The sequence below is a fragment of the Kribbella shirazensis genome (assembly GCF_011761605.1).
GTDB classification, from domain to species: domain Bacteria; phylum Actinomycetota; class Actinomycetes; order Propionibacteriales; family Kribbellaceae; genus Kribbella; species Kribbella shirazensis.
Window position 1 is genome coordinate 6526377 of record NZ_JAASRO010000001.1, and the last position, 15573, is coordinate 6541949.

At 70.1% G+C, this 15573-nt stretch carries 13 protein-coding genes; 8 read left to right on the forward strand and 5 right to left on the reverse strand.

What is annotated here, in order from left to right; all coding sequences use genetic code 11:
- Positions 1-20: 20 nt before the first annotated feature.
- Entirely contained in the window at positions 21-917 is an 897-nt protein-coding gene (locus BJY22_RS31385) for a diacylglycerol/lipid kinase family protein (protein WP_337759580.1), read from the reverse strand.
- Between the two features lie 37 nt (positions 918-954).
- On the opposite strand from BJY22_RS31385, the gene BJY22_RS31390 reads away from it, so the two are divergent.
- The 5 genes from BJY22_RS31390 to BJY22_RS31410 are packed head-to-tail and all read left to right on the forward strand — an operon-like array spanning position 955 to position 6594.
- Positions 955-2367, forward strand: coding sequence for a serine hydrolase domain-containing protein (locus BJY22_RS31390; protein WP_337759583.1), 1413 nt, complete (start codon positions 955-957; stop codon positions 2365-2367).
- A gap of 49 nt (positions 2368-2416) precedes the next feature.
- Positions 2417-3355: an NAD-dependent epimerase/dehydratase family protein gene (locus BJY22_RS31395; protein ID WP_167213986.1), complete on the forward strand. Its 939-nt coding sequence runs from the start codon at positions 2417-2419 to the stop codon at positions 3353-3355.
- A 33-nt stretch (positions 3356-3388) separates the two neighbouring features.
- Positions 3389-4585, forward strand: coding sequence for a M20 family metallopeptidase (locus BJY22_RS31400; protein ID WP_167213989.1), 1197 nt, complete (start codon positions 3389-3391; stop codon positions 4583-4585).
- Between the two features lie 33 nt (positions 4586-4618).
- On the forward strand, positions 4619-5773 hold the full coding sequence (locus tag BJY22_RS31405; RefSeq protein ID WP_167213991.1) for an amidase family protein: 1155 nt from the start codon (positions 4619-4621) through the stop codon (positions 5771-5773).
- 8 nt (positions 5774-5781) lie between these two features.
- Positions 5782-6594: a MerR family transcriptional regulator gene (locus BJY22_RS31410; protein ID WP_167213994.1), complete on the forward strand. Its 813-nt coding sequence runs from the start codon at positions 5782-5784 to the stop codon at positions 6592-6594.
- Here BJY22_RS31410 and BJY22_RS31415 read toward each other — a convergent pair.
- The 3 genes from BJY22_RS31415 to BJY22_RS31425 are packed head-to-tail and all read right to left on the reverse strand — an operon-like array spanning position 6581 to position 9401.
- Entirely contained in the window at positions 6581-7075 is a 495-nt protein-coding gene (locus BJY22_RS31415; RefSeq protein ID WP_167213996.1) for a DUF3830 family protein, read from the reverse strand. The genes BJY22_RS31410 and BJY22_RS31415 overlap by 14 nt on opposite strands.
- A complete protein-coding gene (locus BJY22_RS31420) occupies positions 7072-8457 on the reverse strand; it encodes an amidase (RefSeq protein WP_167213999.1) in 1386 nt (461 codons plus the stop codon). Before BJY22_RS31420 ends, BJY22_RS31415 begins: the two co-directional genes overlap by 4 nt.
- Positions 8454-9401 (reverse strand): D-2-hydroxyacid dehydrogenase, encoded by a 948-nt coding sequence (locus tag BJY22_RS31425; protein WP_337759587.1) that lies wholly within the window; start codon positions 9399-9401, stop codon positions 8454-8456. The genes BJY22_RS31420 and BJY22_RS31425 overlap by 4 nt, the downstream gene beginning before the upstream one ends.
- A gap of 112 nt (positions 9402-9513) precedes the next feature.
- On the opposite strand from BJY22_RS31425, the gene BJY22_RS31430 reads away from it, so the two are divergent.
- The 3 genes from BJY22_RS31430 to BJY22_RS31440 are packed head-to-tail and all read left to right on the forward strand — an operon-like array spanning position 9514 to position 12612.
- Positions 9514-10269, forward strand: a complete 756-nt coding sequence (locus BJY22_RS31430; protein WP_238350512.1) for a maleate cis-trans isomerase family protein — start codon at positions 9514-9516, stop codon at positions 10267-10269.
- Positions 10266-11420, forward strand: coding sequence for a M24 family metallopeptidase (locus BJY22_RS31435; RefSeq protein ID WP_167214002.1), 1155 nt, complete (start codon positions 10266-10268; stop codon positions 11418-11420). The genes BJY22_RS31430 and BJY22_RS31435 overlap by 4 nt, the downstream gene beginning before the upstream one ends.
- Before the next feature lie 4 nt (positions 11421-11424).
- Positions 11425-12612, forward strand: a complete 1188-nt coding sequence (locus BJY22_RS31440; RefSeq protein ID WP_167214005.1) for an aminotransferase-like domain-containing protein — start codon at positions 11425-11427, stop codon at positions 12610-12612.
- On the opposite strand, the gene BJY22_RS31445 is transcribed toward BJY22_RS31440, so the two are convergent.
- Positions 12601-15543: an FAD-binding and (Fe-S)-binding domain-containing protein gene (locus BJY22_RS31445; RefSeq protein ID WP_337759590.1), complete on the reverse strand. Its 2943-nt coding sequence runs from the start codon at positions 15541-15543 to the stop codon at positions 12601-12603. The genes BJY22_RS31440 and BJY22_RS31445 overlap by 12 nt on opposite strands.
- Positions 15544-15573 lie beyond the last annotated feature (30 nt).

Consider the following 15573-nt stretch of genomic DNA (forward strand, 5'->3'; position numbering starts at 1 on the left):
TCCAGCGCGGTGCGGTCACGTCAGGGCACGCGGACGACCAGGGCTGAGGGGTCGACCTCCGCGACCAGGTTGGCGCCTTCGGTGACGGCGTCTCCGTCGAGCTGTCGCCGGACCGGACGGTCGGCGCGGACCTGGATGCGGTGTCCGGTGAAGCGTTCGACGTGCCGCTCGCGCCAGGAGCGGATCACGAGGCCGAGCGCGAGCCGCGGCCAGTGCGTGATCCGGCGGGGTGCGAGGACGACCGCGTCGATCGTGCCGTCGTCGGGCGTGGCGTCCGGGAGCAGCGGGATGTTCGCCTGCAGGGTGCCGACGTTGCCGATCACCACGGTGCGCGCGCGGCGGCGTACCGGAGGCTGGTCGTCGACCGTGATCTCGACCCGGACCGACGGATGGTTGAGGTTCTTCAGCGTCGAGACGACGTACGCCGCCCAGCCGACACGCTTCTTCAGGTCGTCGGGGGCATCCTCGATGATCGCGGCGTCCAGCCCGAGGCCTGCCATCACCACGAACCGGTCCTCGGGCAGCTGGTCGCCCTTCACCAGGACGCTGTCGATCCGCTGTTGCGAGCCGTCGAGCAGCTCGGTCAGCGCGACGTCGAGCTCGAGGGAGATCCCGAGGTTGCGGGCCAGCAGGTTCCCGGTGCCGCCCGGGAGAACGGCGACCGGGATCGCGGTCCGCGCCAGCTCGGCGCACACCACCCGGACGGTGCCGTCGCCGCCGGCGACCAGCACCAGGTCGGCCTGTTCCTCGATCGCGCGGCGGGCCATGGTGACCCCGGCGTCGTCCTCGGTCGTCTCCAGCCACAACGGCTTCTCGAACCCGCGCTCGGTCAGCGCGGTCTCGACGGTACGGCGGAACTCGTCGCCGTCGACCTTCACCGGGTTCACGATCACGGCTGCCCGCCTGGCAGAACTCACCTTATTTTTGTCCGTTCCGGGAGATAGCGTGCTGTGCGTGAGCAGACTTCCACGGAGTACGCCAGATTCCCAGGGGCTGGACGCCGCAGCGCTCGACACGTTCGTCGCGGCGCTCGACGCGGGCAAGCCCGAGATCCAGACCCTGATGCTGCTGCGGCACGGTCAGGTGGTGCTCGAGCAGGCCTGGGCGCCGTACCGGCTGGAAGACCCGCATCTGCTGTTCTCCGTGTCGAAGAGCTTCACGTCGACAGCGGTCGGGCTGGCGATCGACGCCGGGCTGTTGTCGCTGGACGACCAGGTGGTCTCGTTCTTCGGCGCGGACGAGCTGCCGGAGACGATCAGCGACAACCTGGCCAAGATGAAGGTGCGGCATCTGCTGACGATGACGACAGGGCACTCGAAGGACACGGTCGAGGCGCTCAGCCGGGACCGCCGGATGGTGAAGATCTTCCTCGGCCTGGACGTGGAGCACGAGCCGGGCAGCGTGTTCGTCTACAACAGCGGCGCGACGTACATGCTGTCCGCAATCCTGCAGCGGCTGACCGGTGAGCGGCTGCTGGACTACCTGCGGCCGCGGTTGTTCGAGCCGCTCGGTGCCACCGAGGCCACCTGGCAGGTGTCGAAGGAGGGCATCACCGTCGGCGGCTGGGGGCTGAGCGTCAACACCGAGTCGCTGGCGTGCTTCGGGCAGCTGCTGCTGCAGCACGGCGAATGGCAGGGCAGACAGCTCGTCCCGGTCGAGTGGTACGAGGCAGCGACGTCGAAGCAGGTCCCCAACGACAACGAGGAGAATCCTGACTGGAAGCAGGGCTACGGCTTCCAGTTCTGGCGCGGCCGCCACAACACGTACCGCGGTGACGGCGCGTTCGGGCAGTTCTGCCTGGTGTTCCCGGAGTACGACGCCGTGCTCGTCATCACCGGTGCGACCTTTGACATGCAGGCGATCCTCAACACCGTGTGGGACCACCTGTTGCCGGCGCTCGAGGGCAAGGACGTGCCGGTGCTGCAGCGTCCGGAGCGGCTCGAGCTCCCGCCGCCGAGCGGTCCGGCGCCCGCGGGTGGTGACGGGCGGACGTACCGGTTCGCTGCGGACAACCTGATCGGCCTGGGCGCGGTCCGCATCGACCCGGACGGCACCGGCACGTTCAGCTTCAACGACCTGAGTGACGGCAGCAGACGCGAGTTGGTCTGCCGCGCCGGCGGATGGCAGGAGCAGTCCGCTCCAGGGACCGTCGACGACGCCAGTCCCGAGGTGGGCGAACGCGTCGTGACCAGCGCGTACGGCGACGGGGACGCGTTCGTGGCGACCCTCCGCTGGGTCGAGTCGCCGTACATCGCGACCCTGACCTGCCGCGTCACCGGCGACATCATGACGGTCGACGCGGACCTCAACGTCTCCTTCGGGCCGACCGAATTCACGGTTGTTTCGGAGGCCATGTCACAGAGCTGACGCGGCGCGTGTCCTCCGGGTCGTAAAAGACGACGACGGAGGCAGAGAGATGAAGGTCTTGGTGGCAGGTGCGACCGGCGGACTGGGCCGGTCGCTGGTACCGCAGCTGGTCGCGGCCGGGCACGAGGTGACCGGGATGATCCGGTCCGAGTCCGGCGCGGCCGGAGTGCGGGCGTTCGGTGCGGACGTCGTACTCGCGGACGGGCTCGACGCCGCCGCCGTACACGCCGCGGTGGAGTCGGCCCGTCCCGAGGTCGTCGTCCATCAGATGACGGCGCTCAGGGCCGGGGTCGACTTCAAGCACTTCGACGACAGCTTCGCGCTGACGAACCGGCTGCGGATCGAAGGCACCGACCATCTGCTGGCCGCCGCACGAGCTGCCGGCGTACGACGGTTCGTCGTCCAGTCGTACGGCGGCTGGAACCTGCAGCACGGCGGGTCCGCGACGAAGAGCGAGGCGGACCCGCTCGACCCCACCCCGGTGCCCGCGCAGCGGCAGACGATGGCCGGGATCAAGCACCTCGAGTCGGCCGTGCTGAACGCCGACGGGATCGAGGGCGTCGCGCTTCGGTACGCCAACTTCTACGGGCCGACCGCCGCCCTCGGCAAGGGCGGCGCGATGGTGGAGCTCGTCCAGAAGCGCCGGCTCCCGATCATCGGCGACGGCACCGGGGTCTGGTCGTTCATCCACTACGACGACGCGGCCGCGGCGACGGTGAAGGCGATCGAGAGCGACGTCACCGGCGTGTTCCAGATCGCCGACGACGACCCTGCGCAGGCGGCGGTCTGGCTGCCCGAGTTCGCCAGGATCCTCGGCGCGAAGCCGCCGCGGCACATCCCCGCCTGGCTCGGCCGCCTCGCTGTCGGCGACGTCGGAGTGGCCGCGTTCACCGAGATCCGCGGCGCGGACAACAGCCTGGCCAAGCAGACCTTCGACTGGCAGCCCGGCTACAGCTCCTGGCGCGAAGGCTTCCGCGAAGGCCTCTGACACAGCAGGCGCCGCCATCTAAGGTGGGTGGGCATGAGCCTGACGCCCGCCGAACAGAAGGTGCTGGACCGGATCGACGAGGACCTCCTCGTCCGGATCACGCAGGAGCTCCTCCGCGCTCCCGGCCAGAACCCGCCCGGCGAGGAAGCCGCCACGGTGGCCGTCCTCGCCGCGGCGGCGCAGGAACTCGGCCTCGACGTCCGCAGCTCGACCGTCGAGCCGGACCGGGAGAACGTCTCCATAACTCTTGCCGGTGGCAACAATCCCGGACTGCTCCTGCTCGGCCACACCGACGTCGTCCCGGTCGGCGACGGCTGGACGGTCGATCCGTACGGCGGCCTGCTCCACGAAGGCCGCCTCTACGGCCGCGGCGCCTCCGACATGAAGGGCGGCCTGGCCGCAGCCCTCGTCGCACTGGCCGCCCTCCGCGAAACCCCACTCACCGGCCCGGTCGAACTAGCCGCCCTGGTCGACGAGGAAGAAACCGGCAAAGGCATCCGCGCCTATATCGGCTCCGGCACGAACAGTCGGTACGTCGGGTGCATCACTGCCGAGCCGACCGACCTGCAGACGATCATCGCGGCGCGCGGTGACTCCTATCTCCAGGTAGCGATCCACGGGCGCGCATCACACGCGGGCAACCCGGACGGCGGCGCGAACGCGATCTACGGCGCGGCCGCCGTTGTCGCCGAGATCGAACGTCTGCACAAGGAACTCGCGACCGCACCGCACCCGTTGCTGGGCCCGGCGACCTGGAGCGTCGGGCAGATCAACGGCGGCACCGGCGGGTCGATCGTCCCCGCGGACTGCGTCGTCGTCGCCGACCGCCGACTGCTTCCCGGCGAATCCGCCGCGGAGGTTCTCGCGGACCTCGGCCGCCGGGTGGCTGCGCTCGACCTGGAGGACCGCGGGTTAACGGTCGAGCTCGCGATGCCGATGGAGATGCCGGCGTTCGAGACCGCCGAGGACGCGCCGCTCGTGCAGATCACCGAGACGGCGCGGCGCGACGCCGGCGGTCGGCCGATGCCGCTTGCGGGCTGGACCGCGGCCTGCGACGGCGGGTACGTCGCGCGCGATCTCGGCGTACCGGTCGTGGTCCTCGGCCCCGGCTCCGTCACCACCCAGGCCCACCGCGCCGACGAGTCCGTCGCCGTGGCTGACCTCGTCACAGCCGCACGTGCCTACACCCTCACAGCCCTCCGCCTCCTGGCGGTCCACGTCGGAGGTTGACCCTGACACTGTGTCAGGTCGTAGACCGGGCGCATGGACACAGCGGGAGCGATTTCGGAGCGGATCCGCACAGGTCAGGTGTCGTCGCGTGAGGTGACGGAGGAGTTGCTCGCGCGGATCGCGGACGATACCCAGGTCAACGCGGTCGTCGAGGTCCGACGTGAAGACGCGTTGGCCGCGGCCGAGCGCGCCGATGTGATGGTGACCGAGGGCGCAGCGGTTGGGCCGCTGCACGGCGTACCGATGACGGTCAAGGACTGCTTCGACGTGGCAGGGATGCACACCACCTGGGGCAATCCGGCGTTTGCCGGCAACCTCGCCGCCCACGACGCGGCGGTTGTGGAGCGGCTCCAGCGCGCCGGCGCGGTCGTCGTCGGGAAGAGCAACGTGCACACGATGCTCGCGGACTTCGGGCAGACCGCGAACGAGATCTACGGACGGACGAACAACCCCGCGGACCTCGGCCGTACACCGGGCGGATCGAGCGGCGGCGGCGCGGCAGCGCTTGCCGCGGACCTCACCTATCTGGAGTACGGCTCCGACCTGGTCGGGTCGATCCGCCTTCCGGCGGCGTACTGCGGCGTCTACGGGCTCAGGCCCACCAACGGCCTGGTCCCCCTGCGTGGCTTCCAGGTCCCCGGCACGCCGTACCTCCCGAGCGAACTGCCCAACTTGTCGACAATCGGACCACTCGCCCGCTCCGCCGCCGACCTGCGGACCGCACTGCGCGCGACCGCCGGCCCCGACGCGCCGTACTCGTACCACCTCCGCCCGCCCCGGCACACCCGCCTCCAGGACTACCGCGTCGGCGTCTTCGGCCGCCAGGTCGAGCTGTTCTTCGCGCTGCACGGCGACTCCGACAGCGAGCTGTCACTCGCGGATCTGCTCGACCTCGAGCGGCGCCGGATGAGGGCACGCAGGAAGTGGCAGCGGTACTTCGAGGACGTCGACGTCTTCCTGTGCCCGACGAGCTTCACCGTCGCGTTCCCCCACGGCTCGACGACCATCGACGGGCTGCCGTACGAAACGCAGGTGTTCTGGATCGCGCACGCGTCGCTGACCGGGCACCCCGCACTCAGCATGCCGATCGGACGCACCCCGGAAGGGTTGCCGGTGGGCGGTCAGGTGATCGGCCCGTGGCACGAGGACGACACCGCGATCACGTTCGCCGAGCTCCTGGCTGGTTGACTGCCGTCATGTTCGCCATCGGTGAGTTCGCCCGCCACGGCCGGGTGTCGATTCGGATGCTGCGGCACTACGACGCGATCGGCCTGCTGCGACCGGCGTACGTCGACCCCGTCACCGGCTACCGCAGTTACACCGCTGGTCAGCTCGCCGACCTGAACCGGATCGTCGCCCTCAAGGATCTCGGCTTCTCCCTCGACCAGGTCGGCACGATGATCGCGGACGACCTCGGCCCGGCCGAAATGCGCGCGATGCTCACGCTGCGCCGCGCGCAACTGGAAACCACGCTGGCCGAAAGCCATGCGCGGCTCGCCCAGGTCGAGTCACGCCTGCGCGGTCTGGAGGCCGACGTCCCGGCCGCGGACGTCGTGGTCAAGGAGCTGCCCGCCGTACGGCTCGTCGGCCTGACCGCGACTGCCCCGAGCTTCACGCCTGACGACATCACGCCCGTGGTGCACCCCCTGTGCGCGGAGCTCGGCCGGCGGTTGCCGGACGCCGACGTCCGCCCCTCGGGCCGTTTGACTTGTCTGTACGAGCAGGAGTCCGAGGCCGAGGTCGTCGTCCGCGCGACGGTACCGGCCGCGGTCGATGCCGGAGGCAACCTCAACGGGCTCGACGTGATCGATCTACCCGCCGTGCAGGCGGCGACGCTCGTGCATCGCGGGCCGATCGACCAGGTCCTGCCGTCCTGGCAGGCGTTGGCCCGCTGGCTCGACGACAACGGCCGACGCGCCGCCGAGCCGGCCCGCGAGCTCTACCTCGACGTTCCGGAGGACCCGGAAGACTGGGTCACCGAACTGCACCAGCCGCTCACAGCCGACTGAAGGACAGTGTCTCGCCGCGGGCGCCGCCCATCCACAGGTCCTGACAGGCCGCGGCGAACTCCTCGAGGTTCTCGGTCACCGCACCGAAGACGTTGCCCGGCACCCATCCCTGATCGCCGTTGATCAGCAGGTTGTTGCGCCCGTAGAACACCGCCAGATCGACGATCGCCCCGGTCGTGCCGGTACCCGTCGTGTTCTCGTACCCGTACGCCGGGTTCCCGAGATCGTCGGAGTCGAACGAGAACCAGCACAGGTCCCCCGGGATCGGCGTGACCGTCGTGTTCTCCTTGCCGGGATCGGGAGCGAACCCGGGCAGCAGCGTATAGATCTCGTTCCGCGCGTACTTGCCGTGGAACACCGGTGCCGACAGCGGCAGCGCGTCCCACACCGCCGCGCAGGTCCGCGGCGCCACGTCCTCGAGCAGCTTCGCCACGCAGGTCACGCCACGCTTGTCCAAGCTGACGGTGATGTGTTTGCTCACTGGGCCTCCAAAGTCGGGGTACGCCGGTGCCAGTCCGTCGCGGCCTGGTACGCCTGACCGACCCGCAACGTCAGCGCATCGGCATGCCGCGGCGCGACCACCTGCAGCCCCACCGGCAAACCTGCCTGGGTGAACCCGCAGGGCACACTCAACGCCGGCTGCTGCGTGAGGTTGAACGGATACGTGTACGGCGTCCAGCCGGTCCAGTCCGGCGACGCCGAACCGTCCGGCACGTCCTGGCCCACCGGGAACGCGGTGATCGGCAACGTCGGCGTGACGAGTACGTCGTACCGCTGGTGGAACCGCCCCATCAACGTCCCGAGGTCCATCCGCACGGCGGTCGCGTCGAGGAAGTCCGAGGCCGTGTACGCCGACCCGAGCGCAGCGACCCGCCGCAGTCCCGGATCGACCCGATCGTCGACCGTGTACGCCGACAGCACCTTCGCCGCCCCGGACCACCACAGCACGTTGAACGCGTCGATCGGATCCGTGAAGCCGGGGTCCACCTCCACCACTTCGGCCCCGAGGTCCGCGAGGACGCCGACCGCGGTCCGCACCAGCGCCTCGACCTCAGGATCGTTGCGGACGTACCCGAGGTTCGCCGAGAAACCGATCCGCAGCCCGGCGACACCGTCGTCCAGACCGTCCAGGAACGACCGGCCCGGCGTCGGCATCGCCGACCAGTCCCGCGGGTCGAACCCGGACACGACGTCGAGCAGCGCCGCCGCGTCGCGCACGGTCCGCGTCATCGGCCCCGCGTGTGACAACGTTCCGAACGCGCTCGGCGGATACAGCGGGATCAGTCCGTACGTCGGCTTCAACGCGACCGTTCCGGTGAACGCGGCCGGGATCCGTACCGATCCCCCGCCGTCCGTGCCGAGCGACCACACGCCCATCCCGAGGCCGACCGCGGTCGCCGATCCGCCGCTCGAACCGCCGGACGTCTTCGCGGGATCCCACGGGTTACCCGTCGCGCCGTACGTGAAGGAATCCGTGACGCCCTTCCAGGAGTACTCCGGGGTGGTCGTCTTCCCGAGGATGACCGCGCCCGTCTCCCGCAAGCGAGCCACCGACGGCGCGTCCTCGTCCCACGGCCCGGCCGGGTCGATCATCGTGCTGCCGCGCAGTGTCGGCCATCCTTTTGTCCACAATGCGTCCTTGACGGACGTCGGTACGCCGTCACCGGGGCCGAGCGGCGTGCCCGCGTGCCAACGGGCTTCCGACTCCTTGGCCGCGGCCAGCGCGCCCTCGGCATCGACGAGCACGAAAGCGTTGACCTGGTCGTCGTACCGCTCGATCGCGTCCAGCGCGGCGCTGGTCGCTTCGACCGGAGACAGCGCACCGGTCCGGTAGCCCTCGACCAACTCGGTTGCTTGTGTCATCGATCTCCTGTCGGAATGTAACCAAGCTTCTTGTCGACAATGTTCAGCAGCGGCTCGCCGGCCAGCCAGCGGCGGACGTTGGTCGCGAACTGGGCCGCGAGCGCATCCCGCCAGCCGATCACGTCACCGGACATGTGTGCCGTGATCGTCACGTTCGGCGCGTCCCAGAGCGGATGCTCCGGCGGCAGCGGTTCGGTGCCGAACACGTCGAGGGTGGCCGCGATCCTTCCGCTGCCGAGCGCGGCGAGCAGTGCGGTTTCGTCGACAATCGGACCGCGGGCAACGTTGACAAGGTGCGACCCGGGCCGCATCGCAGCGAGAACGGTCGCGTCGACGAGTCCTCGGGTCGCGGTGGTCAACGGCGCGGCGAGGACGACGTGGTCGGCCCACCCGACCTCGGCCGCAAGATTGCTGCTGGCAACAATCGTGCCGAAGTCCGGGTCGTCCCCTCGAGCGACCCGGCCGGCACCCCGAACCTCCAACCCGGCGGCGCGAAGCAGCCGGGCCGTCGCTCTTCCGATCGCACCGGTCCCGACGACCAGTGCCCGCGCACCCAGGACGCTCCGGGTCTCGCGGTGCTGCCACCGACGACCGCGCTGCAAGTCGTAGCTGCGCAGGCTGTCCTTGGCGTGCGCGATCACCGCACCGAGCACGTACTCAGCGATCGGCCGGTCGAACACGCCGTGTGCATTGGTGACCACCACAGCGGAGTCGCGCAGCTCGTCGAACAGCAACGTGTCGACGCCCGCGGCGGTGACGTGGATCCACTCAAGCGACCCAGCCTCGGCCCAGACGTCCCGGACCGCGGTCGAGAAGAAGTCCCACAGCATCAGCACCTGGGCGCCCCGGACCGCCGCGCGCAGTCCGTCCGCGGCGCAGTACCGGAATTCGACCGGCAGGCCCTCGAGACCCGGAGGACGGTCGGTCGCCCGCTCACAGAGCACCGCGACAATTGGTCTCTGCGTTGGGCGCTGAGGGGTGGCCGGCACAGGTTCGAGGCTAGGAACTCGCTAGTAGGATTGTCAACAATCTGTTCGTGGCCGCACACTGACTCGCATGAGCACGCGTCCGATCACCCACCCGATGCCGGCAGCGGTCCCGCCGCTGTTGCAGACCGGCATCGGTGTCGTCGCGCCGTACGACTTCGCGCTCGACCGTGAGCTCTGGCGCTGGGCCCCCGACGACGTCACGCTGCACTTCACGCGGACGCCGTACGCACCGATGGCCGCGACCGTCGAGATGGCCGTGCACATCTCGGATCCGGAGCTGATCGCGCGGACGACGTACGACGTGCTCGCCGTGGCTCCGCTGGCGGTCGCGTACGCCTGCACGTTCGGCAGCTTCGTCGGCGGGCTGACCGGTGAACACGCGCTCGTGGACGCGATGGTCGGCGCCGGGGCGCCCGCCGCGGTGACCACCAGCGGCGCGTTGCTGCTCGCGCTGCGCCGGCTCGGCGTCAACCGGATCGCGACCGTCACGCCGTACACGAACGACCTGACCGCGGGGCTGACCTCGTTCCTCACCGAAGCAGGTGTCGAGGTGGTCGCGACGGCCGGACTCGGACTGATCGCGCAGATCTGGGCCGTCCCGTACGAGACGACCGTCGAGCTCGTCCAGAGTGTCGACAGCGCCGCCGCCGAGGCGATCTTCATCAGTTGCACCAACCTGCCGACGTACGACGTGATCGCCGGCCTGGAGGCCGCGCTCGGCAAACCGGTCCTGACCGCGAACCAGGTCACGATGTGGGCCGTCCTCGAACTCACCGGGCACACCGGCATCGGCCCCGGCCAGCGATTGATGAGCGTGCGATGAACGAATACGAGAACCGGCTGGCGCGGGTCCGCGCTGTACTGGCTCAGCGTGGCCTCGGCGCGCTGGTGGTCAGCGACCCCGCCAACATGTTCTACCTGACCGGGTACGACGCCTGGTCGTTCTACACCCCGCAGTGCGTGCTGGTCCCGGCCGACGGTGACGTGCACCTGTTCGCGCGGGCGATGGACGCGGCCGGTGCGTCGTACACCTGCGAACTGCGGGCCGACCAGATCCACGGTTACCCCGAGTCGTACGTGCATCGGCCGGACCTGCATCCGTTCGACTGGATCGCGCAGCGCTGTCACGAACTGATCCCGGCCGGCGCGGACGTCGCGGTCGAGTGCGACGCGCACTACTTCACCGCCCGGAGCTATCTTGCTCTCGGCAACGGCCTGCCGGGACGCCGGCTGGTCGACTCGGCCGAGCTGGTGAACTGGGTCCGGCTGGTCAAGTCGCCGTACGAGATCGGCCTGCTGCGGATCGCCGGCACGATCGCCGAGCACGCCATGCGGGTCGCACTCGACGGGCTGCGCCCGGGACGACGTCAGTGCGACGTGGCCGCCGAGATCCTCGCCGCGCAGACGGCCGGAACGCCCGAGCACGGTGGCGACTACCCGGCAATCGTGCCGATGCTGCCGACCGGCGCCGCGGCCGGTACGCCGCACCTGACCTGGTCGGATCGTCCGTTTGCCGACAATGAGGCGACCACGGTCGAGCTGGCCGGCGTCCACGGCCGGTACCACGCGCCGCTCGCCCGGACGGTGATGCTCGGCGACCCGCCGCAGCGGCTTCGCGAGACCGCGAAGATCGTGGCCGACGGCATGCAGGCCACATTGTCGGCAATCCGGCCAGGCGTCACCGGCGGCGCCGTGCACACCGCGTTCAACGACGTGATCTCCGCGCACGGCCTGGTGAAGGAATCGCGGATCGGGTACTCGATCGGCATCGGGTACCCGCCGGACTGGGGCGAACGCACCGTCAGCCTGCGCGCCGAGGAGACCACCGTGCTCACCGCGGGCATGGCGTTCCACGTCATCCTCGGGATGTGGATGGACGGCTGGGGCTACGAGCTGTCGGAGCCGGTGGTGGTCACCGACGACGGAGTGGAACGACTGACCGGTCTGTCCCACGAACTGACGATCAGGAGGTAGTCCCTTGCCAGCACTCCCGTACGCCGCCCGCGCCGCCGGACTCGTAGGCTCGGTGATCGACTCGAGTACGTCGCTGCTGCACAAGCAGACGCACGACATCGTCCGCTTCGCGATGGGATCACCCGCGGCCGAGGCCGTGCCGTCGGAGGTCCTGTCCGCGATCGCGGCCGAGGAACTGAGTCGTCCCGCCGCCTACGACTACGCGGCCACCGAAGGCGACCCGCCGCTGCACGCGGCGTTGCTGGAGATGCTGCGCGGGACCAGTGACGAGACGACCGCCGAACGCCTCACCGTCACGGCAGGAGGCATGCAAGGCCTCGACCTGTTCTGCAAGATCTTCGTCGACCCGGGCGATCTCGTCGTCGTCGAGTCGCCGACGTACACCAACGGCAGCGCGACCGCCCTCTCGTACGGCGCCGAGTTGCTCGAAGTGCCGGTCGACGACGACGGGATGATTGTCGACGATCTACCGCGACTACTCGACGGGCGGCGGCCGAAGGCGATCTATACGATCCCCACGTTCCAGAACCCGTCCGGCGCGACGCTGTCCCTCGAACGGCGGCACCAGCTGCTGGAACTCGCCCGGTCCTGGGGATCGATGGTGATCGACGACGACCCGTACGGCCTGCTGCGCTTCGCCGGCGACCCGCTCCCGACGCTGCGAGAACTCGGCGCCGGCGATCCGCTGGTGTTCTCCGTCCGTACCTTCTCCAAGATCGTCGCGCCCGGCCTGCGGGTCGGCTGGGTGGATGCGGATCCCGAACTGCAGCAGGTGCTGATCAACGCGAAGCAGGCGATGGACACCTGCACCAACCTGCCCGCACAGCGGCTGCTCACCGGATTCCTGACCGGCGGTCACCTCGAAGAGCATCTCGTCAAGCAGCGGGCGGAGTACAAGCGGCGCAAGGAAGCCATGCACGCCGCGCTCACCGAGCACTTCGGCGACATCGCCCGCTGGACCGATCCGCAGGGCGGATTCTTCCTCTGGGTCACGTTGCAGAACGGCGTCCACACCGACGAGCTGTTCGAGGTAGCACTCGCCGAAGGAGTCGCCTTCATCCCCGGCCCGGCCTTCTCCCCCGCAGGCCATTTCACCGACGCGTTCCGGTTGTGCTTCGCGTCCACGACGCCGGACCGGATTCATGAAGGGGTCGCTCGGCTGCGGCGGGCCGCGGACAAGCTAGCCGGGTAGGGCGTCGGCGAGGAGTTCGGCCAGGTGGCGGGCGCGGCGAGGCGTGCCTTGGGCGATCTGGGTGCGGCAACTGAAGCCGTCGGCCAGGACGGTTGTTGATTCGGGCAACGACCGTACGGCGGGCAGCAGCGAGCGCTCGCCCACTGCCTTCGAGACCTCGTAGTGGTCGCGTTCGAACCCGAAGTTGCCGGCCAGACCGCAGCAGCCGGGATCCGCGAGACCCGCCTCGATTCCGGCCGCCGCCATGAGTTTGCGGTCGGCGTCGAAGCCGAGGACGGCGTGCTGGTGGCAGTGCGGCTGGACGAACGCTTCTCCCCCGACGTGTGGCGGTTCCCAACCGGACTCGACGAGCAGTTCGGAGAACGTGCGGATGTTCGCAGCCGCCGACGCGGCGAGCGGGTTGCCGGCCAGGAGCGCGGGCGCGTCATGGCGGAAGGCCGCCGTACAGCTCGGTTCGAGGCCGACGATCGGCGTACCGGCGGCGAGGTGTGGGGCGAGCGTACTGAGCGATCGGTCGAGGACGCGACGGGCTGTGGTGAGCTGTCCGGTCGAGATCCAGGTAAGGCCGCAGCAGACCGGCCTGGCGGGCAGCACGACCTCGAAGCCGGCAGACTCCAGTACGGCGACCGCGGCGCGGCCGATCTCCGGCGCCAGGTAGTTCGTGAAGGTGTCCGGCCACAGCACGACCCGCCGCTCCACCTCCCGCTCCGCCGGCTGCTCCACCTGCCGCTCCGCCGGCTGCTCCATCTGCCGCTCCGGGGCCGGCGTACCGCCGCGGCGTTCGAACCATCGCGTGAAGCTCTCCTCCGCGAACACCGGGACGTCACGCTCCGCCGCGATCCCGCCGAGCCGCTTGGTCAGCCGCAACCCGGCGAACCGGTTCGCGACCCGCGGTGCGCGCGCAGCGAGCCGTGACCACACCGGCAGCCAGCCCATCGACCAGTGCGACATCGGCCGCGCCCACGGCCGCCGCGCGTAGTGGTGATGGGTGAACTCGGCCTTGTACGTCGCGATGTCCACGTTCACCGGGCAGTCCGACAAGCACCCCTTGCAGGACAGGCACAGATCGAGCCCGTCCCGCACCTCGGTCGACCGCCAGCCGTCCGTGACGAGGTCGCCCTGCAGCATCTCCCACAGCAGATGCGCCCGGCCGCGCGTCGAGTGCAACTCCTCACGCGTCACCTGATAGCTCGGGCACATCACGCTGCCGGACGTCTGCCGGCACTTCCCGATGCCCACGCAGCGGCGCTGCGCCTGCGCGAAGTCGTGCTCGTCGTCCGGGTAGTCGAAGATCGTCAACAATCGACGATCCTTCGCCGGTCCGTCGTGCCGGATCGCGAGATCGAGCGGCGGCGGCTCGACGATCATCCCCGGGTTCAGCACACCGGTGGGATCCCAGATCTGCTTCAGCTCACCGAACAGCGCGAGGCCGTCGGCGCCGTACATCTTGCCGAGCAACTCACCGCGCGCCCGCCCGTCACCGTGCTCGCCCGACACCGAGCCGCCGAGTCCGACCACCAGCTCGGCCGCCTGCTCGACGAATTCCCGGTACGTCGTGATACCGCGCGGACTCAACAGGTCGAAGTCGATCCGCATGTGCATGCAGCCCTCGCCGAAATGCCCGTACGACGCACCCGACAGCCCGTGCCGCCCGAGCAACTCGTCCAGCCCGCGCAGGTACGCGCCCAGACGTTCCGGCGGTACGGCGGCATCCTCCCAACCTCCCCACGCCTCGGCACCGTCCGCACGGCGGGTCGCCAGTCCCGCGGCGTCCGTCCGGCAGCGCCACAGGACGGCCTGCGCCTTCGGGTCCGTGACGAGTGTCGCGGTGGCGGGCGAGTCGGAGTCGCGCAGTTCCTCGAGCATCGCGCGGGCGGCCGCGGCGGCCGACGGCTCGTCCTCGCCGCCGATCTCGACGAGCAGCCAGGCGTTGCCCGCGGGAAGGCCGGCGTGGACCGCGGCGTCGCGTACCTCGGTCGGCAGCCTGTCGACCAGCTCGTGGTTGATGGACTCCATCGTGAGCGGCGCATGCCGCAGTACGACCGGAACGCAGTCCGCCGACGTGACGGAGTCGGTGAAGCCCAGCACGCACAGCACCTTTGCCTTGGGCAACGAGACCAGCTGGACGGTCGCCCGGAGCGTCGCGGCCAGTCCGCCTTCGCTGCCGGAGAGCAGACCGGCGACGTTGTAGCCGTCCAGCAGACGATGCAGCGCATAGCCGGAGATCTGGCGGCTGAACTGGCCGAAGCGGCGGCGGATCAGCAGCTCGTTCCGATCGGCGAACGCTTGGAGGGCCCGGTGGAGTTCGCCCTCACGCCCCGGGCACGCGGCTGCGGCCACGCGGTCGGCGGCTGAGGTCACGGTCAGCCGGGTGCCGTCCGCGAGGACTACGTCGAGGGCGCGCAGATTGTCGGCCGTCGTACCCCAGGCGACCGAATGTGCGCCGCAGGCATTGTTGGCAATCATCCCGCCGAGAGTCGCGCGGCTCGCGGACGACGGATCGGCGCCGAACGTCAGCCCGTGAGGTTTCGCGGCGGCCAGCAGATCGGTCAGTACGACGCCCGGTTCGACGACCGCGGTCCGCGTGGCGGGGTCGACGTCGAGGATGCGATTCACGTGCCGAGACGTGTCCACCACGACACCACCGCCACCCACTCGGCCGGCAGTGCCGATCGCGTTGCCTGCCATCGACGTTCCGCCACCGCGGACGACCACCGGCGCACCGGCCGCCGCGGTCAGCGCCACCGCCGCGGCGACGTCGTCGGCATCGGCCGGTACGACGACCAGGTCCGGGACCCCGCGGTAGTTCGAGCCGTCCGCCGCGTAGAGGGCCCGCGTCCGGCGGTCGTCAGCCACTGCGCCGCGCAACTCCCGGCGCAGCGTGGCGACGAGCCGCGGATCCTGCACGGCGTCGCGCGCTGGGTCAGGCACCGCGTTGTCCACAGGGGATCCGGAGCCCGG

Coding starts and splice junctions, on each gene's coding strand:
- BJY22_RS31395 (WP_167213986.1), top strand. CDS start 2,417: ATGAAGGTCTTGGTGGCAGGTGCGACCGGCGGACTGGGCCGGTCGCTG.
- BJY22_RS31400 (WP_167213989.1), top strand. CDS start 3,389: ATGAGCCTGACGCCCGCCGAACAGAAGGTGCTGGACCGGATCGACGAG.
- BJY22_RS31405 (WP_167213991.1), top strand. CDS start 4,619: ATGGACACAGCGGGAGCGATTTCGGAGCGGATCCGCACAGGTCAGGTG.
- BJY22_RS31410 (WP_167213994.1), top strand. CDS start 5,782: ATGTTCGCCATCGGTGAGTTCGCCCGCCACGGCCGGGTGTCGATTCGG.
- BJY22_RS31420 (WP_167213999.1), bottom strand. CDS start 8,457: ATGACACAAGCAACCGAGTTGGTCGAGGGCTACCGGACCGGTGCGCTG.
- BJY22_RS31430 (WP_238350512.1), top strand. CDS start 9,514: ATGAGCACGCGTCCGATCACCCACCCGATGCCGGCAGCGGTCCCGCCG.
- BJY22_RS31435 (WP_167214002.1), top strand. CDS start 10,266: ATGAACGAATACGAGAACCGGCTGGCGCGGGTCCGCGCTGTACTGGCT.